Source organism: Burkholderia torrens (assembly GCF_984668525.1).
The window spans coordinates 2,235,106-2,256,190 of sequence record NZ_OZ480211.1 but is presented as its reverse complement, the minus strand read 5'-3'; the positions used below and the strand labels follow the sequence as shown (position 1 = coordinate 2,256,190).

21 protein-coding genes are annotated in these 21,085 nt (G+C 66.7%); 16 read left to right on the top strand and 5 right to left on the bottom strand.

Going from position 1 to position 21,085, the window contains the following annotated elements:
• Position 1 precedes the first annotated feature (1 nt).
• The 9 genes from rseP to AC5LXX_RS10345 all read left to right on the top strand — a co-directional run bounded on the left by rseP (position 2) and on the right by AC5LXX_RS10345 (position 9,438).
• Positions 2–1,372, top strand: coding sequence for an RIP metalloprotease RseP (rseP, locus tag AC5LXX_RS10385; protein WP_493409423.1), 1,371 nt, complete (start codon positions 2–4; stop codon positions 1,370–1,372).
• Between the two features lie 61 nt (positions 1,373–1,433).
• Entirely contained in the window at positions 1,434–3,743 is a 2,310-nt protein-coding gene (bamA, locus tag AC5LXX_RS10380) for an outer membrane protein assembly factor BamA (protein ID WP_493409422.1), read from the top strand.
• Positions 3,744–3,807: 64 nt separating this feature from the next.
• Positions 3,808–4,305, top strand: coding sequence for an OmpH/Skp family outer membrane protein (locus AC5LXX_RS10375; protein WP_185658144.1), 498 nt, complete (start codon positions 3,808–3,810; stop codon positions 4,303–4,305).
• Between the two features lie 16 nt (positions 4,306–4,321).
• Positions 4,322–5,401 (top strand): UDP-3-O-(3-hydroxymyristoyl)glucosamine N-acyltransferase, encoded by a 1,080-nt coding sequence (gene lpxD, locus AC5LXX_RS10370; protein WP_493409421.1) that lies wholly within the window; start codon positions 4,322–4,324, stop codon positions 5,399–5,401.
• A 129-nt stretch (positions 5,402–5,530) separates the two neighbouring features.
• Positions 5,531–5,998, top strand: coding sequence for a 3-hydroxyacyl-ACP dehydratase FabZ (gene fabZ, locus AC5LXX_RS10365; protein ID WP_006495559.1), 468 nt, complete (start codon positions 5,531–5,533; stop codon positions 5,996–5,998).
• A 58-nt stretch (positions 5,999–6,056) separates the two neighbouring features.
• Positions 6,057–6,845, top strand: coding sequence for an acyl-ACP--UDP-N-acetylglucosamine O-acyltransferase (gene lpxA, locus AC5LXX_RS10360; protein ID WP_124450568.1), 789 nt, complete (start codon positions 6,057–6,059; stop codon positions 6,843–6,845).
• Between the two features lie 3 nt (positions 6,846–6,848).
• Complete coding sequence (lpxB, locus tag AC5LXX_RS10355) at positions 6,849–8,018, top strand: lipid-A-disaccharide synthase (protein ID WP_124450566.1); 1,170 nt, start codon at positions 6,849–6,851, stop codon at positions 8,016–8,018.
• The gene (gene rnhB / locus AC5LXX_RS10350) at positions 8,015–8,659 is read left to right on the top strand and encodes a ribonuclease HII (RefSeq protein WP_124450564.1); all 645 of its coding nucleotides are present in this window, start codon (positions 8,015–8,017) and stop codon (positions 8,657–8,659) included. Before lpxB ends, rnhB begins: the two co-directional genes overlap by 4 nt.
• A complete protein-coding gene (locus AC5LXX_RS10345; protein WP_493409420.1) occupies positions 8,656–9,438 on the top strand; it encodes a TrmH family RNA methyltransferase in 783 nt (260 codons plus the stop codon). The genes rnhB and AC5LXX_RS10345 overlap by 4 nt, the downstream gene beginning before the upstream one ends.
• Positions 9,439–9,540: 102 nt before the next feature.
• Here the strand turns inward: AC5LXX_RS10345 and ppsR are convergent, their stop codons facing one another.
• Positions 9,541–10,356, bottom strand: coding sequence for a posphoenolpyruvate synthetase regulatory kinase/phosphorylase PpsR (ppsR, locus tag AC5LXX_RS10340; protein WP_124450560.1), 816 nt, complete (start codon positions 10,354–10,356; stop codon positions 9,541–9,543).
• A gap of 376 nt (positions 10,357–10,732) precedes the next feature.
• On the opposite strand from ppsR, the gene ppsA reads away from it, so the two are divergent.
• From ppsA to AC5LXX_RS10325, 3 genes are all read left to right on the top strand, one after another.
• Positions 10,733–13,135 carry a phosphoenolpyruvate synthase gene (gene ppsA, locus AC5LXX_RS10335; protein ID WP_124450558.1) on the top strand — a complete coding sequence of 801 codons (2,403 nt, stop codon included), beginning with the start codon at positions 10,733–10,735 and terminating at the stop codon, positions 13,133–13,135.
• Positions 13,136–13,346: 211 nt separating this feature from the next.
• On the top strand, positions 13,347–13,781 hold the full coding sequence (locus AC5LXX_RS10330) for an NfeD family protein (protein ID WP_493409419.1): 435 nt from the start codon (positions 13,347–13,349) through the stop codon (positions 13,779–13,781).
• Between the two features lie 33 nt (positions 13,782–13,814).
• Positions 13,815–14,744, top strand: coding sequence for an SPFH domain-containing protein (locus AC5LXX_RS10325; protein WP_493409418.1), 930 nt, complete (start codon positions 13,815–13,817; stop codon positions 14,742–14,744).
• A gap of 155 nt (positions 14,745–14,899) precedes the next feature.
• On the opposite strand, the gene smpB is transcribed toward AC5LXX_RS10325, so the two are convergent.
• The gene (smpB, locus tag AC5LXX_RS10320) at positions 14,900–15,346 is read right to left on the bottom strand and encodes an SsrA-binding protein SmpB (RefSeq protein WP_006758548.1); all 447 of its coding nucleotides are present in this window, start codon (positions 15,344–15,346) and stop codon (positions 14,900–14,902) included.
• Positions 15,347–15,445: 99 nt separating this feature from the next.
• Between smpB and AC5LXX_RS10315 the strand changes: the two genes are divergently transcribed.
• On the top strand, positions 15,446–15,883 hold the full coding sequence (locus AC5LXX_RS10315; protein ID WP_493409417.1) for a type II toxin-antitoxin system RatA family toxin: 438 nt from the start codon (positions 15,446–15,448) through the stop codon (positions 15,881–15,883).
• Between the two features lie 4 nt (positions 15,884–15,887).
• Positions 15,888–16,211: an RnfH family protein gene (locus tag AC5LXX_RS10310; RefSeq protein WP_282505395.1), complete on the top strand. Its 324-nt coding sequence runs from the start codon at positions 15,888–15,890 to the stop codon at positions 16,209–16,211.
• A 43-nt stretch (positions 16,212–16,254) separates the two neighbouring features.
• Here AC5LXX_RS10310 and AC5LXX_RS10305 read toward each other — a convergent pair whose 3' ends face one another.
• The 3 genes from AC5LXX_RS10305 to AC5LXX_RS10295 form a co-directional block, all read right to left on the bottom strand.
• Positions 16,255–17,220: a DMT family transporter gene (locus tag AC5LXX_RS10305; protein ID WP_493409416.1), complete on the bottom strand. Its 966-nt coding sequence runs from the start codon at positions 17,218–17,220 to the stop codon at positions 16,255–16,257.
• A 134-nt stretch (positions 17,221–17,354) separates the two neighbouring features.
• Positions 17,355–18,041, bottom strand: coding sequence for a Vgb family protein (locus tag AC5LXX_RS10300; RefSeq protein WP_493409415.1), 687 nt, complete (start codon positions 18,039–18,041; stop codon positions 17,355–17,357).
• 31 nt (positions 18,042–18,072) lie between these two features.
• On the bottom strand, positions 18,073–19,293 hold the full coding sequence (locus tag AC5LXX_RS10295) for a helix-turn-helix domain-containing protein (RefSeq protein ID WP_322082791.1): 1,221 nt from the start codon (positions 19,291–19,293) through the stop codon (positions 18,073–18,075).
• A 112-nt stretch (positions 19,294–19,405) separates the two neighbouring features.
• On the opposite strand from AC5LXX_RS10295, the gene AC5LXX_RS10290 reads away from it, so the two are divergent.
• Positions 19,406–20,170: a DUF899 domain-containing protein gene (locus AC5LXX_RS10290; protein ID WP_493409414.1), complete on the top strand. Its 765-nt coding sequence runs from the start codon at positions 19,406–19,408 to the stop codon at positions 20,168–20,170.
• 30 nt (positions 20,171–20,200) lie between these two features.
• Positions 20,201–21,010: a copper chaperone gene (locus AC5LXX_RS10285; RefSeq protein WP_493409413.1), complete on the top strand. Its 810-nt coding sequence runs from the start codon at positions 20,201–20,203 to the stop codon at positions 21,008–21,010.
• The last annotated feature ends 75 nt before the right edge of the window (positions 21,011–21,085 follow it).

Here is a 21,085-nt window from a genome sequence, read left to right as displayed (position 1 = left end):
CATGAACGTGCTGGTCGAACTGGTCGCGTTTGCGGTGGCGATCGGGGTACTGGTCGTCGTGCATGAGTACGGGCACTATCGCGTCGCGCGCTGGTGCGGCGTGAAGGTGTTGCGTTTCTCGATCGGCTTCGGTCAGCCCGTCGCGCGCTGGGTCAGCCGCCGGACGGGCACCGAGTGGACGCTCTCCGCGCTGCCGCTCGGCGGCTACGTGAAGATGCTCGACGAGCGCGATCCGGGCCCCGGCATCCGGCCCGAGGAGCTCGGGCAGGCGTTCAACCGGCAGTCCGTCTACAAACGGATCGCGATTGTCGCGGCCGGGCCGATTGCGAACTTCCTGTTGGCAATCGCACTGTTCTCGATCGTGTTTGCCACCGGCGTGACCGAGCCGACCGCGATCGTCGCGCCGCCGGCCGCCGGGACGGTCGCGGCCCGCGCGGGCTTCGACGGCAACGAGACGATCGTGTCGATCCGCAACGCGCAGGGCGGCGAGTCCGAGCCCGTGCGGTCGTGGTCGGACCTGCGCTGGAAGCTGCTGTCGGCCGCGTTCGATCACCGCGAGATCGTGCTCGGCGCCCGCGACGGCAACGCGACGTTCGACTTCCGCGTCGATCTCCGCAATGTTCCCGAAAGTCAGCTCGACGACGATTTCATGGCCCATCTGGGCTTCGAGACAGGCGGCGGCACGCTGTCGGTCGCATCCGTGCAGCCGAGCAGCGCGGCCGAGCAGGCGGGCCTGAAGGCCGGCGACAAGCTGCTGGCGCTCGACGGCAAGCCGATCGGCGGCGCGACGCGTTTCATCGATTCGGTGAAGCACCATGCCGGGCAGGCGCTCGACCTGCAGATCGAGCGCAACGGTGCCGCGCAGACGGTATCGATCGTGCCGCAGATGCAGCGCGACGACGAATCGGGGCAGCAGGTCGGCCGGATCGGCGCGGCGCTGTCGATGCACGCGCCGTCCGTGGACGTGCGCTACGGGCCGATCGAGAGCCTGCGGCTCGGCGCGCACCGCACGTGGGACATCTCCGTGTATTCGCTGAAGATGTTCGGGCGGATGATCACGGGCAACGCGTCGCTGAAGAACCTGTCCGGCCCGGTGACGATCGCCGACTACGCGGGCAAGAGCGCGCGGCTCGGTCCGTCGGCGTTCCTGTCGTTCCTCGCCCTTGTCAGCATTAGCCTTGGCGTCCTGAACTTGTTGCCGATTCCCGTTTTGGACGGGGGGCATCTGTTATATTATGCGGTTGAAGCCGCGACCGGGAAAGCCGTCTCGGAGCGCTGGCAGCTGATTCTGCAAAGAGCCGGGTTGATCTGCATCGTCGCATTGTCGGCGATCGCGCTGTTCAACGATCTGGCTCGGTTAATCCATTTCTGAAGCGTCAGGCGGCCGCCGCTCGGCAGTCGCCCGATTTGATGCAGCTAAATATTGGGGATGCATGTTGTTCAAACCTCATCGCTTTGTACCTAAGACAGTTGCAGCGGCCGCGCTCGCCGCGCACGGCCTCGCGGCGCATGCAGCGGCACCGTTCGTGGTGCAAGACATCAAGATCGAGGGGCTGCAGCGCGTCGAAGCGGGTTCGGTATTCGCCTATCTGCCGATCAAGCAGGGCGATACCTTCACGGACGACAAGGCATCCGAAGCAATCCGCGCGCTGTACGCGACGGGCTTCTTCAACGACGTGCGCGTTGCCACGCAAGGCAACGTCGTCATCGTGCAGGTGCAGGAGCGTCCGGCCATCGCGTCGATCGACTTCACCGGCACGAAGGAATTCGACAAGGACAACCTGACGAAGGCGCTGCGCGCCGTCGGCCTCGCCGACGGCCGCTATTACGACAAGGCGCTCGTCGACAAAGCGGAGCAGGAGCTCAAGCGCCAGTACCTGACGCGCGGCTTCTATGCGGCCGAAGTCAAGACGACGATCACGCCGGTCGACGCGAACCGCGTGTCGATCCTGTTCGCGGTGGCCGAAGGCCCGAGCGCGAAGATCCGCCAGATCAACTTCATCGGCAACAAGGCGTTCAGCACCAGCACGCTGCGCGACGAGATGCAGCTGTCGACGCCGAACTGGTTCTCCTGGTACACGAAGAACGACCTGTACTCGAAGGAAAAGCTCACGGGCGACCTCGAGGCCGTGCGCTCGTACTACCTGAACCGCGGCTACCTCGAGTTCAACATCGAGTCGACCCAGGTGTCGATCTCGCCCGACAAGAAGGACATGTACCTGACGGTCACGCTGCACGAAGGCGAGCCGTACACGGTGTCGGGCATCAAGCTGTCGGGCAACCTGCTCGATCGCGAAGCCGAACTCAACAAGCTGATCAAGATCAAGCCGGGCGATCGTTTCTCGGCCGAAAAGCTGCAGCAGACCACCAAGTCGATCGTCGACAAGCTCGGTGAATACGGTTACGCGTTCGCGACCGTCAACGCGCAGCCGGACATCGACCAGGCGAACCACAAGGTGAACCTGAACCTCGTCGTCGATCCGAGCCGCCGTGTGTATGTGCGCCGCATCAACGTCGTCGGCAACACGCGCACGCGCGACGAAGTGGTGCGCCGCGAGATGCGCCAGCTCGAAAGCTCGTGGTTCGACTCGAACCGCCTCGCGCTGTCGAAGGATCGCGTGAACCGTCTCGGCTACTTCACCAACGTCGACGTGACGACGATACCGGTGGAAGGCACGAACGACCAGGTCGACGTGAACGTGAAGGTCGACGAAAAGCCGACCGGCGCGATCACGCTGGGCGCGGGCTTCTCGTCGACGGACAAGGTCGTGCTGTCGGCCGGCGTGTCGCAGGACAACGTGTTCGGTTCGGGTACCAGCCTGTCGGTGAACGTCAACACCGCGAAGAGCTACCGTACGCTGACCGTCACGCAGGTCGACCCGTACTTCACGGTCGACGGCATCAAGCGGATCACGGACGTCTTCTACCGCACGTACCAGCCGCTCTACTATTCGACGAGCTCGAGCTTCCGGATCATCAGCGCGGGCGGCAACCTGAAGTTCGGCATTCCGTTCTCGGAAGTCGACACCGTCTACTTCGGCGCGGGCTTCGAGCAGAACCGCCTCGACGTCGATTCGAACACGCCGCAGAGCTACCAGGATTACGTGAACCAGTTCGGCCGCGTGTCGAACACGGTGCCGCTGACGGTGGCCTGGTCGCGCGACGCGCGTGACAGCGCGCTGATTCCGAGCCGCGGCTACTTCACGCAGGCGAACATGGAGTACGGCGTGCCGGTCGGCAAGATCCAGTACTACAAGGCCGATCTGCAGGCGCAGTACTACTATTCGTTCTCGCGCGGCTTCATCCTGGGCCTGAACCTGCAAGGCGGCTACGGTAACGGCATCGGCAACCCGTACCCGATCTTCAAGAACTACTACGCGGGCGGTATCGGCTCCGTGCGTGGCTACGAGCCGAGCTCGCTGGGCCCGCGCGACACGAAGACGAACGACCCGATCGGCGGTTCGAAGATGGTCGTCGGCAACATCGAACTGACGTTCCCGCTGCCGGGCACGGGCTACGACCGCACGCTGCGCGTGTTCACGTTCCTTGACGGCGGTAACGTGTGGGGCAACGCGCCGGGCGGCACGAGTACGGGCGCGAACGGCCTGCGTTACGGCTACGGTGTGGGTCTCGCGTGGATCTCGCCGATCGGCCCGCTGAAGCTGAGCCTCGGCTTCCCGCTGCAGAAGCACGAAGGCGACCAGTACCAGAAATTCCAGTTCCAGATCGGGACGGCGTTCTGACCGAACGCATGACAACAGCAACGAGAGGGTAATTTTGCTAACCGGTAAGTTTTCGAAACGAGTGATGTGCGCGCTGACCGTTGCGCTGGCCCTGGGCGCGGCGACGGCACACGCACAGGACGTCGCCCGCATCGCGGCGGTCAATTCGGATCGGATCCTGCGTGAGTCGGCGCCCGCGAAGGCGGCGCAGACGAAGCTCGAAGCCGAGTTCGCGAAGCGTGACAAGGATCTGCAGGACCTGGCCGCGCGCCTGAAGTCGATGTCCGATTCGCTGGACAAGAACGGCACGTCGTTGTCGGCGGCCGATCGTGCGCAGAAGCAGCGCGATCTCGCCCAGCTCGATACCGACTTCCAGCGCAAGCAGCGCGAGTTCCGCGAAGACCTGAACCAGCGTCGCAACGAGGAACTGGCGGCCGTGCTGGAGCGGGCGAACAAGGTCATCAAGCAGATCGCCGAGCAGCAGAATTACGACCTGATCGTGCAGGAAGCCGTGTACGTCAGCCCGCGCATCGACATCACCGACAAGGTGCTCAAGGCGCTCGCGTCCGGCTCGACGAACTGAACGGAGCAGACGACGAATGGCATTGACGCTTGAGGAACTCGTAAAGCGGTTCGGCGGCGAGATCGCCGGCGACGCACAGTGCAAGGTGGGCGGGCTCGCACCGCTCGACCAGGCAGGCCCTCAGCAACTCGCGTTCCTCGCGAATCCGAAGTACCTGTCGCAGGTCGAGACGACCCGCGCCGGCGCGGTGCTGATCGCGCCGAAGGATCTCGAAAAGCTGGGCGCGGCCGCTACTGGCCGCAATTTCATTGTGACGCCGAATCCGTACGCGTACTTCGCGCGCGTCGCGCAGATGTTCATCGACCTGGCCACGCCGCAGCGCGCCGCCGGCGTGCATCCGAGCGCGACGATCGATCCGGCCGCGAAGGTCGCCGCGAGCGCGGTGATCGGCCCGCACGTGACGGTCGAGGCCGGCGCGGTGATCGAGGACGGCGTGCAGCTCGACGCGAACGTGTTCGTCGGCCGCGGCACGACGATCGGCGCCGGCTCGCACTTCTATCCGAACGCATCGGTGTACCACGGCTGCAAGATCGGCCCGCGCGCGATCGTCCATGCGGGCGCCGTGATCGGCTCCGACGGCTTCGGCTTTGCGCCGGATTTCGTCGGCGACGGCGATGCGCGTACCGGCAGCTGGGTCAAGATCCCGCAGGTCGGCGGCGTGACGATCGGCCCGGACGTCGAGATTGGCGCGAACACGACGATCGATCGCGGCGCGATGGCGGATACCGTCATCGAGGAATGCGTGAAGATCGACAACCAGGTCCAGATCGGCCACAACTGCCGGATCGGTGCCTATACGGTGATCGCCGGCAGCGCGGGCATCGCGGGCAGCACGACGATCGGCCGCCACTGCATGATCGGCGGCGCGGCCGGGATCGCCGGCCACGTGACGCTCGGCGACTATGTCATCATCACCGCGAAGTCGGGCGTATCGAAGTCGCTGCCGAAGGCCGGCATCTATACCAGCGCGTTCCCGGCCGTCGACCACGGCGAATGGAACAAGAGCGCTGCGCTCGTGCGCAACCTCGACAAGCTGCGCGAGCGCATCAAGGCGCTCGAAGCCGCGCTCGCCGCCCAGGGCGGCACGGACGCCTGAGCGCATCATGCGAGACCACGAACCGGGCACGGCCAGCGCAACCGGCCCGGTTTGCCAGACAGGGCCGCGCGGCGGCCCGCTTCAGCCTTTGCATCACCACCGCGCAGCATCTGCGTGAGACGAACCATCATGAGCACTGAAAAAATCAATCTCGACATCCACAAGATCCTCACGCTGCTGCCGCATCGCTACCCGATTCTGCTCGTCGACCGCGTGCTCGAACTCGAACCGCACAAAGGCATCAAAGCGCTGAAGAACGTGTCGATCAACGAGCCGTTCTTCCAGGGGCATTTCCCGAAGCGGCCGGTGATGCCGGGCGTGCTGATCCTCGAGGCGCTCGCGCAGGCTGCCGCACTGCTGACCTTCGCGGAAGAGCAGCCGAAGGATCCGGAGAACACGCTGTACTACTTCGTCGGCATCGACGGGGCGCGCTTCAAGCGCGTGGTCGAGCCGGGCGATCAACTGATTCTGAACGTGACGTTCGAACGCTATATCCGCGGCATCTGGAAGTTCAAGGCGGTGGCGGAAGTGGACGGCAAGGTGGCGGCGGAAGCCGAACTGATGTGCACGGTCAAGACGGCCGACGCGGCGCCCTGAGCGACGCGGCACGCATGGGCAACGCAACGCGACACATCACATCGAGAGGCAACGGCGCATGACCAGGATTCATCCCACCGCGATTGTCGAGCCGGGCGCGCAGATCGACGAATCGGTCGAGATCGGCCCGTACGCGATCGTCGGCCCGCACGTCACGATCGGCGCGCGCACGACGATCGGCTCGCACAGCGTGATCGAAGGCCATACGACGCTCGGCGAAGACAACCGCATCGGCCATTACGCGTCGGTCGGCGGCCGTCCGCAGGACATGAAGTACAAGGACGAGCCGACGAAGCTCGTGATCGGCAACCGCAACACGATCCGCGAATTCACGACGATCCACACGGGCACCGTGCAGGACATCGGCGTGACGACGCTCGGCGACGACAACTGGATCATGGCCTACGTGCACATCGGCCATGACTGCCGCGTCGGCAACCACGTGATCCTGTCGAGCAACGCGCAGATGGCCGGCCACGTCGAAATCGGCGACTGGGCGATCGTCGGCGGCATGTCGGGCGTCCACCAGTTCGTGCGCATCGGCGCGCACTCGATGCTGGGCGGCGCGTCGGCGCTCGTGCAGGACATCCCGCCGTTCGTGATCGCGGCCGGCAACAAGGCCGAACCGCACGGGATCAACGTCGAAGGGCTGCGCCGGCGCGGCTTCTCGGCCGATGCGATCTCGGCGCTGCGCAGCGCGTACCGCGTGCTCTACAAGAACGGCCTGTCGTTCGAGGAAGCGAAGGTGCAGCTGCGCGAGCTGGCGGAGGCGGGCGGCGACGGCGATGCGCCGGTGAAGGCGCTCGTCGATTTCATCGACGCGTCGCAACGCGGCATCATCCGCTAAGCGATGCCGCTTCCGACCAATCAGCTCCGGCTCGCGATGGTGGCCGGCGAGCCGTCGGGCGACCTGCTCGGGGCGTCGCTGCTCGGCGGCCTGCGCGAGCGGCTGCCCGAATCGGCCCAGTATTACGGGATCGGCGGGCAGCGGATGATCGCGCAGGGCTTCGACTCGCACTGGCAGATGGACAAGCTGACCGTGCGCGGCTACGTCGAGGCGCTCGGCCAGATTCCCGAGATCCTGCGGATTCGCGGCGAACTGAAGCGCCAGCTGCTCGCCGAGCGGCCGGATGCGTTCATCGGCGTCGACGCGCCCGACTTCAACTTCAACGTGGAACAGGCTGCGCGCGACGCGGGCATCCCGTCGATCCACTTCGTGTGCCCGTCGATCTGGGCGTGGCGCGGCGGCCGGATCAAGAAGATCGCGAAGTCCGTCGATCACATGCTGTGCCTGTTCCCGTTCGAACCGGCGATTCTCGACAAGGCAGGCGTTGCGTCGACGTATGTCGGCCATCCGCTGGCCGACGAGATTCCGCTCGAACCCGACACGCACGGCGCGCGCATCGCGCTGGGCCTGCCCGCCGACGGCCCCGTGATCGCGGTGCTGCCGGGCAGCCGGCGCTCGGAGATCGCGCTGATCGGCCCGACGTTCTTCGCGGCGATGGCGCTGATGCAGCAGCGCGAGCCCGGCGTGCGGTTCGTGATGCCGGCGGCGACGCCCGCACTGCGCGAACTGCTGCAGCCGCTCGTCGATGCGCATCCGCAGCTCGCGCTGACGATCACCGACGGCCGGTCGCAGGTCGCGATGACGGCTGCCGACGCGATCCTCGTGAAGAGCGGCACCGTCACGCTGGAAGCCGCGCTGCTGAAGAAGCCGATGGTGATCTCGTACAAGGTGCCCTGGCTGACCGGGCAGATCATGCGCCGGCAGGGCTACCTGCCGTACGTCGGCTTGCCGAACATCCTGGCGGGGCGCTTCGTCGTGCCCGAGCTGCTGCAGCATTTCGCGACGCCCGAGGCGCTCGCCGATGCGACGCTCACGCAGCTGCGCGACGACGCGAACCGCCGCACGCTGACCGAAGTGTTTACCGAAATGCATCTTTCGTTGCGGCAGAATACGGCCGCGAAGGCGGCCGAAGCCGTCGTGCGCGTGCTCGAACATCGCAAGGGGCGCGCATGACCGCGGTACGTGCATCACGCCGCCGCGCGTCGGGCGACGAGCAGGGCGGTTTCGACTTCAGCCGTCCCGACGAGATCGTCTGCGGCGTCGACGAAGCCGGACGCGGCCCGCTCGCGGGGCCGGTGGTGGCCGCCGCGGTGATTCTCGATCCGGCGCAGCCGATCGACGGGCTCGACGATTCGAAGGCGCTGTCCGCGAAGAAGCGCGACGCGCTGTACGACCTGATCGTCGCGCGGTCGGTTGCGTATTGCGTTGCGTCGGCAAGCGTCGACGAGATCGACACGCTGAACATCCTCCACGCGACGATGCTCGCGATGAAGCGGGCCGTCGAGGGCCTGTCGGTCCTGCCGACGCTCGCGCAGATCGACGGCAACCGCTGCCCGACGCTGACCGTGCGTGCCGAGGCGATCGTCAGCGGCGACGCGCTGGTGCCGAGCATCTCGGCCGCGTCGATCCTCGCGAAGGTCACGCGCGACCGCATGCTCGTCGACCTGCACGCACGCTTTCCGGTGTATGGCTTCAACGTGCATGCGGGCTACGGCACCGCGAAACACCTTGCCGCACTGCGTGAGCACGGCCCCTGTGAAGCGCATCGGCGCTCGTTCGCACCGGTGCGTGCGGCACTCGACCTGATTCGATGAAAAGCATTACTTCCCGCGACAACCCGCTGTACAAGCGCCTGAAGGCGCTCGCGGGCTCGACGCCCCAGCAGCGCCGCAGCGGCCAGGCGCTGCTCGAAGGATTCCATCTCGCGAGCGCGTATCTCGATACGGGCGCGACGCCCGAGCTGTGCGTCGCAACCGAAGGCGCGCTCGGCCACGCCGAAGCGCAGGCGATCGTCGCGCGCGTCGATGCGCAGCGGATCGTCACGCTGCCAGACGCGCTGTTCGGGCAGTTGTCGAATGTCGTCAACGGCGTCGGCTTCCTGCTGCTCGTCGACCGGCCTGAGCAACCGCTGCCGACTCGCGTGACGCACACGTCGGTCGTGCTCGACGGCGTGCAGGATGCCGGCAACGTCGGCTCGATCCTGCGCAGCGCGGCGGCGGCCGGCGTGCGGCATGTGTTCTGTGCGCCGGGAACGGCGTACGCGTGGTCGTCGAAGGTGCTGCGCTCGGGCATGGGTGCGCATTTCCTGCTGTCGATCCACGAAGATGTCGACGCCGCCGCGCTCGCGGAGCGGCTCGACGTACCGGTCGCGCTGACCGACTCGCACGGCGCGCAGGCGGTCTACGACTGCGACCTGTCGGGGCCGGTGGCCTGGGTATTCGGCAACGAGGGCGCCGGCGTGTCGGCGTTCTGGCGCGACGCGGCCACGCATCGCGTGACGATTCCGCAGCCGGGCGGGATGGAGTCGCTGAACGTCGCGGCCGCTGCCGCGGTCTGCCTGTTCGAGCAGGTGCGCCAGCAGCGGCCTGCGTGACGTGTCACGCGCGCATACCCCGTGCGATGAAAAAAGGCCGCGTCCATCGACGCGGCCTTTTCGTTTCCGGCGGCGGCCAGGCGGCCGCCCGTGCGGCGGTGCCTAGTACGACTGCCGGTCGAGACGGACTTCCTGCAGGATCGTCGTCGCGATTTCCTCGATCGACTTGTGCGTCGACGACAGCCACTTGATCCCTTCGCGGCGCATCATCGCCTCGGCCTCGTTGATCTCGTAGCGGCAGTTCTCGGGCGCTGCGTACTTGCTGCCCGGCCTGCGCTCGTTGCGGATCTCCGACAGGCGCTGCGGGTCGATCGACAGCCCGAACAGCTTCTCGCGGTGCGCGGACAGTGCCGACGGCAGCTTGCCGCGCTCGAAGTCTTCCGGAATCAGCGGATAGTTCGCCGCCTTCACGCCGTACTGCATCGCGAGGTACAGGCTCGTCGGCGTCTTGCCGCTGCGCGACACGCCGACGAGGATCACGTCGGCTTCCGACAGGTTGCGGTTCGACTGGCCGTCGTCGTGCGCGAGCGAGAAGTTGATCGCCTCGATCCGCGTCTTGTATTCCTCGGTGTCGGCGTTCTGGTGGCCGCGGCCCATCGCATGGCTCGACTTCAGCTCCAGCTCCTGCTCGAGCGGTTCGACGAAGCGCTGGAACATGTCGAGCACGAGCGCATTCGAGCGCTTGACGATGTCGTTCGATTCGCTGTCGACGAGCGTCGTGAACACGATCGCGCGGCGGCCGTCGTGCACGGCGGCCTCGTTGATCTTCTCGACGGTCGCATAGGCCTTGTCGAGCGAGTCGACGAACGGCACGCGCACGAGACGGAATTTCTGGTCGAACTGGGAGAGGATCGAATGCGCGAAGGTTTCGGCAGTGATCCCGGTGCCGTCGGAGACGATGAATACGGTAGGCAGCATGAATCTGGGCGTCGAGCGTGAAGGGCGGTTGCGCGGGCGGCTGGAGGTTCGCCTCCAGCCGCAGTGACAAGGTCGCGCCACATCCGGCAGCCGGCACGGTAGAATAGCGGCAACCTGTTGGATAAGCAATTGCGGGGGCAGGGCGCGAACGGCGCCCCGTGGCTTGCCGCGCGATTCCAGAATTCCCGGCAAGTTTGGCGATTCGTCTGCAAATATCGCCCTTCTGCCGGGATTTTTGCAAATCGGATCGGAATATTTTTCGCCGCTGCGAGTGTTTATCTAACAGGTTGCGCAAGACGCGCCGCGCCTTTTTGCAAGCGCCCGCGTCCGAGCCCACTTGCGCAATCGAGCATTTTTTTCACACTTAGGGGCTTGTATGACTAACGCAGCAAACGTCGCAAAGGACCAGGCGTATGTAATTCCGTTCGAGCAGTTGCGGATGACCGATGTGGAGATCGTGGGCGGCAAGAATGCGTCGCTCGGCGAGATGATCAGCCAGCTTTCCGAAGCAGGCGTTCGCGTACCCACCGGTTTCGCCACGACCGCGCTCGCGTTCCGCGATTTCCTCAAGCACAACGACCTGACCGATCGTATCGCCAAGCGTCTCGAGTCCCTCGACATCGACGACGTGAAGGCGCTCGCCGAAGCCGGTGCCGAAATCCGCAAGTGGATCGTCGACGCGCCGCTGCAGGCACGTCTCGAGCAGGAAATCCGCGAGCAGTTCGAAGTGCTGAAGAACGGCTCGCCGGCCGAACTGTCGTTCGCCGTGCGTTCGTCCGCGACCGCGGAAGACCTGCCCGACGCTTCGTTCGCCGGCCAGCAGGAGTCGTACCTCAACGTCGTCGGCATCGATGACGTGCTCGACCGCATGAAGCACGTGTTCGCGTCGCTGTACAACGACCGCGCGATCTCGTACCGCGTGCACAAGGGCTTCACGCACGCCGAAGTCGCGCTGTCGGCCGGCGTGCAGCGCATGGTCCGCTCGGACGTCGGCGCCGCCGGCGTGATGTTCACGATCGACACCGAATCGGGCTTCAAGGACGCCGTGTTCATCACGTCGAGCTACGGCCTGGGCGAAACCGTCGTGCAGGGCGCCGTGAACCCGGACGAGTTCTACGTGTTCAAGACGACGCTCGCACAGGACAAGTACCCGATCATCCGCCGCTCGATCGGCTCGAAGCTGATCAAGATGGAATTCACGCAGCCGGGCGAGCCGGGCCGCGTGAAGACGGTCGACGTGCCGCATGAGCAGCGCAACCGCTACTCGATCACGGATGAAGACGTGATCGAGCTGGCGAAGTACGCGGTCATCATCGAGAAGCACTACCAGCGTCCGATGGACATCGAGTGGGGCAAGGACGGCCGCGACGGCAAGATCTTCATCCTGCAGGCGCGTCCGGAAACGGTGAAGAGCCAGGCAACCGGCAAGGCCGAGCAGCGCTTCAAGCTGAAGGGCCAATCGCAGGTGCTGGCGACGGGCCGTGCGATCGGCCAGAAGATCGGCGCGGGCCCCGTGCGCGTGATCCAGGATCCGTCGGAAATGGAACGCGTGCAGCCGGGCGACGTGCTGGTGGCCGACATGACCGATCCGAACTGGGAGCCGGTGATGAAGCGTGCGGCCGCGATCGTCACGAACCGTGGCGGCCGGACCTGCCACGCGGCGATCATCGCGCGTGAGCTCGGCGTGCCGGCAGTCGTCGGCTGCGGCGATGCGACCGACATCCTGAAGGACGGCGCGCTCGTCACGGTATCGTGCGCGGAAGGCGACGAAGGCAAGATCTACGACGGCCTGCTCGAGACGGAAGTCACGGAAGTGCAGCGCGGCGAACTGCCGGAAATCCCCGTCAAGATCATGATGAACGTCGGTAACCCGCAGCTCGCGTTCGACTTCTCGCAACTGCCGAACGGCGGTGTGGGTCTCGCGCGTCTCGAGTTCATCATCAACAACAACATCGGCGTTCACCCGAAGGCGATTCTCGAGTACCCGAACATCGACCAGGACCTGAAGAAGGCGGTCGAGAGCGTTGCGCGCGGCCACGCGTCGCCGCGCCAGTTCTACGTCGACAAGCTGACGGAAGGCGTCGCGACGATCGCCGCCGCGTTCTACCCGAAGCCCGTGATCGTGCGTCTGTCCGACTTCAAGTCGAACGAGTACAAGAAGCTGATCGGCGGTTCGCGTTACGAGCCGGACGAGGAAAACCCGATGCTGGGCTTCCGCGGCGCGTCGCGCTACATCGCTGAAGACTTCGCGCAGGCGTTCGAGATGGAATGCCGTGCCCTGAAGCGCGTGCGTGACGAGATGGGCCTGACCAACGTCGAGATCATGGTGCCGTTCGTGCGGACCGTGAAGCAGGCGGAGCGTGTCGTCGGTCTGCTCGAGAAGTTCGGCCTGAAGCGCGGCGAAAACGGCCTGCGCCTCGTGATGATGTGCGAAGTCCCGACCAACGCGATCCTCGCCGAAGAGTTCCTGGAACACTTCGACGGCTTCTCGATCGGCTCGAACGACCTCACGCAGCTCACGCTCGGCCTCGACCGCGACTCGGGCATGGAGCTGCTGGCCGTCGACTTCGACGAACGCGATCCGGCCGTCAAGTTCCTGCTGAAGCGCGCGATCGATACCTGCCGCAAGATGGGCAAGTACGTCGGTATCTGCGGCCAGGGCCCGTCCGATCACCCGGACTTCGCGCAATGGCTGACCGACGAAGGCATCGTGTCGATTTCGCTGAACCCGGACACGATCATCGATACGTGGCAGGCGCTTGCCGCCAACCGGAAGTAACGGTCGGTCATGTATTTTCGGCGAAGGAGCGGCGCCGCCGCTTCTTCAATGAAGGCAAAATGCAAGGTTCGTGCTATAAACACCCCGGTAAGCACCGGGGTGTTTTTTTTCGCCGGTACTCGCCGGGCCGTCCTGGGCGCGTCGACCGCTTCGCACAGTGGCGAGCGCAACGAATATAGTGAGCATCGGGGACGTTTTTCTGGAGACCACAATGATGTCGGGGCATCTGTTCTGGTGGGTCGCGGTGGGCGTGCTGGTCGTCGCCGAGTTGCTGACGGGCACGTTCTATCTGTTGATGATCGCGCTCGGCTTTCTCGCGGGCGGGTTGCTGCAACTGGCCGGTTTCGCGCCGCACGTGCAGTTCGGCGCGGCGGCCGCGGTCGCGATCGTCGCGATGATCGTGCTGCGCCGGTCGGGGCTCGGCCGCAAGCAGAAGCGCGACACGTCGATGAATCCCGACGTCAATCTCGATATCGGCTCGACCGTCACGGTCGACGCGTGGCACGACGGCCGCGCGCGTGTGCAATATCGCGGCGCCGACTGGGATGTCGAGCTCGCGCACGGCGAGCGCGACGATGCGCACGTGTACCAGGTGAGCGCCGTGCGCGGCAATTGTCTCGTGGTCGTGGCGAAACCCGCGGGCTGATCGTCCGCTGATACAACAAGGAGGGAATACTTCATGGATTCGCTGATCATCTGGGTTGTCCTGCTCGTCATCGCGATCGTGATCGTGTCGAAGACGGTGAAGATCGTGCCGCAGCAGCATGCATGGGTGCTCGAGCGTTTCGGGCGCTATCACGCGACGCTGTCGCCCGGCCTGAATATCGTGCTGCCGTTCGTCGATCGCATCGCGTACCGGCACATCCTGAAGGAAATCCCGCTCGACGTGCCGAGCCAGGTCTGTATCACGCGCGACAACACGCAGCTGCAGGTCGACGGCGTGCTGTACTTCCAGGTGACCGATCCGATGAAGGCGTCGTACGGGTCGAGCAACTTCGTGCTCGCGATCACGCAACTCGCGCAAACCACGCTGCGCTCGGTGGTCGGCAAGCTCGAACTCGACAAGACGTTCGAGGAACGCGATTTCATCAACCACAACATCGTGTCGGCGCTCGACCAGGCCGCGGCGAACTGGGGCGTGAAGGTGCTGCGCTACGAGATCAAGGACCTGACGCCGCCGAAGGAAATCCTGCACGCGATGCAGGCGCAGATCACCGCGGAGCGCGAGAAGCGCGCGCTGATCGCCGCATCGGAAGGCCGCAAGCAGGAGCAGATCAACCTCGCGTCGGGCGCGCGCGAAGCGGCGATCCAGAAGTCCGAGGGCGAGCGGCAGGCTGCAATCAACCAGGCGCAGGGCGAGGCCGCGGCGATCCTGGCGGTGGCCGAGGCGAACGCGCAGGCGATCCAGAAGATCGCTCAGGCGATCCAGTCGCAGGGCGGGATGGATGCGGTGAACCTGAAGGTCGCCGAGCAGTACGTAGGGGCGTTCTCGAATCTCGCGAAGCAGGGCAACACGCTGATCGTGCCGTCGAACCTGTCGGATCTCGGCACCGCGATCTCGTCGGCGCTGACGATCGTCAAGAACGCATCGACGCCCGCGAAGGGCTGAGCCGCGCGGATCCGGTGCGTCGATCGCCACCGCGCGCGATCGGCATGCGGCGAATCGTCGCGCAACCGGGCAACCGGCAAATACAAATCACTTAGTCCAAAGCAACACGGCCCGCTTCGAGCGGGCCGTGTCGTTTGCGATGGGCATGCTGCGCGTCAGGTGCCGGCGCGCATGATGCGGGCCTTTTCGCGTTCCCAGTCGCGCTTTTTCTCGGTTTCGCGCTTGTCGTGCAGCTTCTTGCCCTTCGCGAGCGCGATGTCGCATTTCACGCGACCGCCCTTGTAGTGGAAGTTCAGCGGCACGAGCGTGTAGCCACGCTGCTCGACCTTGCCGATCAGTTTCTTGATTTCCTCACGGTGCAGCAGCAGCTTGCGCGTGCGAACCGGGTCGGGCGTGATGTGCGTCGAGGCTTCGGGCAGCGGGCTGATATGGGTACCGATCAGGAAGATCTCGGCGTTCTTCACCACGACGTAGCCTTCCTTGATCTGGCCGCGCCCGGCGCGCAGCGCCTTGACTTCCCAGCCCTCGAGCACGAGCCCCGCCTCGTAGCGTTCCTCGATGTGATAATCGAAGTGCGCTTTCCTGTTGTCGATGATGCTCATGAAAGGATCGGGCCAACTCGTTTAAAATCACGATTTTAGCAAAGCGGGGCGAGAATCGCCCGGCTTGGCGTTTCCACCTTCAGCGATGCCGCGCGATTTATGGCAGATGTCCAGAAAACCGTATTGATCCGCCATTCGGCGGAACAGATGTTCGACCTCGTCACCGACGTGGCCGACTACCCCAATTTCCTGCCCTGGTGCGGCGGTGTCGAGATTCGCCGTCAGGACGAGAGCGGGATGGAAGCGCGCATCGATATCAACTTCAAGGGCATCAAGCAGCATTTCGCGACGCGCAATACGCAGGAGCGCCCGACGCGGATCGACATGGAGTTCACGGACGGCCCGTTCAAGAAGTTCACGGGCGCGTGGCGTTTCACTGCGCTGCGTGCCGATGCGTGCAAGATCGAATTCGCGCTGCACTACGAGTTTTCGAGCATCCTGCTCGAGAAGATCATCGGGCCCGTGTTCAGCCACATCGCGAACACGTTCGTCGATTCGTTCGTGAAGCGCGCGGACCAGCGCTACGGGAAGGGGTGACGCGATGCTGTCGATCGAAGTCTGCTACGCGCTGCCGGACCGCCAGACGCTGATCCCGCTGTCGCTGCCCGAAGGCGCGACCGTTCGCTCGGCGATCGACGCGAGCGGCGTGCTCGCGCTGCATCCGGAGATCGATCTCGCGCATGCGAAGACGGGCGTGTACGGCAAGCTCGCGCCGCTCGACGCGCCGCTCGCCGACCACGACCGTGTCGAGATCTACCGCCCGTTGATCGTCGATCCGAAGCTGGCGCGCCAGCGACGCGTCGACAAGTCCCGCCGTGCCGGCTCGATCGAGGGCCGCAAGTGGATGCACAAGGACGCGCGCTGACGCATTTTTCGTCCCGATTCGTCTGATCGAACGCCGCGCGCGCTCAGTGTGCCGCGGCGTTTGCGTTTGGCGACGCGCTGCCCGGCGTGTCGCCGTGCTGCCGCACCGAGCCGTACACGCCGGCGAGCAGCAGCACGAGCGCGGCGATCTCGAGCGTGTGCGGCATCCGCTGGTCGTACACGAACGCGTACAGCATCGCGAACACGGTTTCGAACACGATCAGTTGCCCCGACAGCGTGAGCGGCAGGCGCTTCGACGCGGCATTCCACAGCCCGTTGCCGAGCCACGATGCGCCGATCGCGAGCACCAGGTTCAGCAGCCAGAACAACTGCCAGCGCGACGCCGGGACGGCCGCCTGCACCGTGCCCGCCGGCAGCGCGAGGATCGCGATCCAGCAGAGCCCGCCGATCAGTCCCGTCACGACACCCCACAGCACCGACCACTCGTTGCCGCCGAAACGATGATGACGCTGCAGGTAGCGCGCGTTCGCGACCGCGTACCAGGTCCAGCTCGCGAGCGCGCCGGCCGCGCAGGCGATGCCCGCGAGTTTCTGGCCGAGCGTCGTCGCATGGGCGGCCTCGGACGTGAACAGGTCGACGTTGATGCAGGTGATGCCTGCGATCACCAGCGCGAGCGGCGCGGCGAGCCGCCGCAGCGGCACGGCGCCGTGATCGCCGAGGCCCGCGAGCGTGACGGTCACGGGCAGCACGCCGACGATCAGCGAGCTGGGTGCGATGCCGATCAGGTGGACGGCGCCGGACAGCAGCATGTAGTACACAACGTTGCCGACGACGGCGAGCCGAACCAGCGCGACGAGGTCTTCGCGAGTCAACCGCGCGAGCAGCGAGCGGGCTGCCGGCAGCGCGGCCGCGAGCGACACGAGGCCGTACATCGCGTAGCGGCCGGCGCTCAGCAGCAGCGGCGAGAAGTCGGACAGCAGCCGCGGAACGAGGAACACCATGCCCCACAGGGCGCCTGCCAGGACTCCATAGATCACGCCGCGCTGCATCGACCGCTCCGAACCAATGACTGATGTGCGCGCATCTTAGCGACGCCGTCGCGGCGGCGTCTTGTTCATTCCTGCACTCGGCGTATCGCAGCGCTTCGCCGCGTTGCGTGGTGGAGCTGTGGACTGGCGACGGATCAATCGTCTGCCGGATCGGACGTCGCGTCCGCGCCGTCGGCCGCTGCGCGCGAGTGCGTCGGGCGCCGCACGGCGCGCAGCTTGCCGCTGTTGCCACCGCCGCAGTAGAAGCGGTCGTGGCCGTCCGATTCGAGCCCCGATACGCCGACGCCAACCGGCATGTCGACCTGCTCGAGCACCTGGCCCGTGCGCGGGTCGATGCGCCGCAGGTCGCTCTGGTCGGCTTCCCAGGTGCCGTGCCACAGCTCGCCGTCGACCCACGTCACGCCGGTGACGAAGCGGTTCGATTCGATCGTGCGCAGCACGGCGCCCGATTCCGGATCGATCTGATGAATCTTGCGTTCGCGGTACTGGCCGACCCACAGCGTGCCCTCGGCCCATGCGAGCCCCGAGTCGGCGCCGCCGCCGGGGGCCGGGATCGTCGCGAGCACGCGGCCCGATTCGGGATCGAGCTTCTCGATGCGGTCCTCGACGATCTGGAACAGGTGGCGGCCGTCAAACGCGGTGCCTGCATGCGCGGCGACGTCGAGCGAGCGGACGGTCGTGCCGCGCTCGGGATCGAGCGCATTCAGCTTGTCGCCGGACGCGTACCACACGTGCTGCCCGTCGAACGTGACGCCGTGCACGCCGTCGACGCCAGGAAACGGGCCGTATTCGCGAATGATCTCTGCATTGGAGCGTTTCATGTTCGTCACCTCGTCGTTCGGTGAGGCCATCCTAATCTCCCGGCAGCGGAGCAGGGAGTAACAAGGTCGTCGCGAATCCGGGCAGCGGCGGCGTCATCCAGCGGCGCGCGCGGCCGCGACCGAGCGCCTGGACCTTGTCGGCCTCGGCGAGCGCATCGAGCGCGCGCTGCACGGTGCGCTGGCTCGCGCCGAGCGCGAGCGCCAGCGCGGAGCTCGACCACGCTTCGCCGTCGGCGAGGAGGGCAAGCACGGCCGCATGGCGATCGTCGACCGGGCGTGCGAGAACGACGGTCTCGCGCACGCCGAGCGGTTCGAGCGCGAAGCCGCGCGGCGTCGCGACGACGTTCGCGAGCGGGCGCAGCACCGCGCGCAGCCGGCCGATCTCGACGCGCAGCCGCGCGCGATGCGATTCGTCCGCGTGTTTCGCGCGGAACGCGGCGGCCACGAGTGCGTTGCGCGACACGTCGGCCGGCCAGGCCTCGCCGAGTGCACGGGCCAGCACGAACAGCACGGGACGCCGCGCGAGCGACACGGTCGTGCGCGCATCGCGCACCGCGTGGCGGCACGCATCGACGACGAGCGCGTTCGACGCGAACAGCGTCTCGACTTCGTCGAGCTGCACGAGCCGCGACGTGCCGCGCGCGATGAGGCGCGCGGCCGGTGCGTCGAGCACGCGCGCCGCGGTGTCGACCTCGGCCGTCAGTGCGGCGATGCCGGCGTCGCGGGCGGCCGCGCGTGCACGGGCGAGCGCCGCGCGGGCCGCGTGCGTGCGGATGCGGCGCATCGCGATGCCGGCCGCGATCAACTCATGGGCGGCGCGCGACGCGGCCGGCAGCGGCGCGGGATCGAGATGCGCGAGCAGTCGTTCGGCATCGTCGAGATGGCCGATCAGCAGCAGCCGGCGTACGCCGAGATAGCGTGCATGCGCGGCATTCGCGCGGTCGCCGTGCGCGTCGAGCGTTGCGCAGGCCGCATCGAGCGCGCGTGTCGGCCAGCGCAGGTCGCGCGACGCGAGCGCGATCTCGGCTTCCGCGACGACGCAGCGCGCCCGTGCAACGGCTTCCTTCGCGCCGAATGCGCGGGCAGCGCCGCGCACGAGGGCACGCGCGCGCTCGAAATCGCCGAGTTGCGCCATCGCGATGCCGCGCAGCGCGAGCGCCGGCGCATCGTCGCGCAGCGCGACGCGGTTCAGCGCGCCGAGCGCGTCACCGGCCGCGAGCGCGCGCGCGGCCGCGGTGATCAGCGAATCCATCCGAATCCCGACACACTTGTCACTCCCTCCGGTCCGATGCCCGCCACTAATCTAGCACCACGCACACGGCACCGTCCGCCGTGCCGGATACCCACCGAAGGAGGAACCCGCAATGACGACCCATCTCACCGGAACGCGCGACGAATGGCTGGCCGGGCGCCGCGCACTGCTCGATGCCGAAAAGGCGCTGACGCGGCAAAGCGACGAACTCGCGCGGCAGCGTCAGGCGCTGCCATGGGTGCGCGTCGACAAGACCTACCGGTTCGACACCGAAAACGGGGAGGCGACGCTCGACGACCTGTTTCTCGGCCGCTCGCAACTGCTCGTCTATCACTTCATGTTCGGTCCCGACTACAAGGCCGGCTGCCCGTCGTGCTCGGCGCTCGCCGACGGGTTCGACGGCTTCGCGGTGCACCTGGCGCACCACGACGTGACGCTCTCGGCCGTGTCGCGTGCACCGCTCGCGAAGCTGCTCGCGTATCGCGAGCGGATGGGGTGGACTTTCCCGTGGGCGTCGTCGGTCGGCAGCGATTTCAACTTCGACTTCAATGTGTCGTTCACCGAAACGCAGCAGCGCGCGGGCGACGTCGAATACAACTACGCGCGGGCCGGCCACGCGATGGACATGGACCCGCCGCCGGCGCCCGTCGTGCAGTTCGCGGCGACCTGCGGCACCGACGCGGTCACGTATTCGCTCGACCGGCCGGGGATGAGCGCGTTCGTGCGCGAGGACGGCGCCGTCTATCACACGTACTCGACCTACGCGCGCGGGCTCGACGGGCTGTGGGGGATGTACCAGTGGCTCGATCGCGCGCCGCGCGGGCGCAACGAGGCCGGCCCGTGGTGGCGCCGCCACGACGAGTACGCGCGCGGCTGAGCGCAAGCCGGCGACGGGCGGGAGCGCACGATGACACCACTGGCAACCGGCAGGGCAGGCCCTGATCCACGAGCGTTCGGGGCCGTGCTCGCGGCCGTGTTCGCCGTCGCCGTGACGGCGACGCTGGCGCAGCATGCGTCGATGGCCGCGATGGGCGGCGAGCCGATGGCCGGCGGCTGGATCGCGTCGGCCGCGTGGCTGCGGCCGTGCGGCCGGGGCATCGGACGCGCATTCGCGGCGTTCGCTGGAATGTGGGGCGCAATGACGCCGGCGATGATGCTGCCGGTGCTGGCGCCGACGCTCTGGCGGTACCGGCAGCGGATTGGCCCGATGGCCACGGCGCGTTCCGCCTGGCTCGTCGTCGTCGCGGGCGCCGGGTATTGCGCGATGTGGATGGCGCTCGGGGCGCTCGTGTTTCCGGCCGGCGCCGCGCTGACGGCCGCTGCCGCCCGGCTGCCGGCGCTTGCCCGCGCGTTGCCGTTCGCGGCCGGCGCGGTCGTGTCGGCCGCGGGCATGCTGCAATTCTCCGCGTGGAAGGCGCGGCGGCTGGCGTGCTGCAGGCACGCGGCAGGCGACGCACACGGGGCACGGGCGGCCGCCGGCGCGGCGTGGCGGCACGGCGTGCGGGCCGCAGTGCATTGCAGCGCCTGTTGCGGGAACCTGATGGCGATTGCGCTGGCGGCCGGCATGATGGACCTGCGCGTGATGGCCGCCGTGATGGTCGCGATTGCCGCCGAGCGCCTCGCACCGTCTGGTGGACGTGTTGCGCGGATCGCCGCCGGTTGCGTGGCGGTCGGCGGCGGCGTCGCGATCATCGTGCGCGCGGCAGGGCTGCTATAACACAGGGTAGGCAGGCCGATTCGGCACGTAACCGGACCGGTTTCACCATGGCCGCTGCCGTCGCGCGGCCCGTGC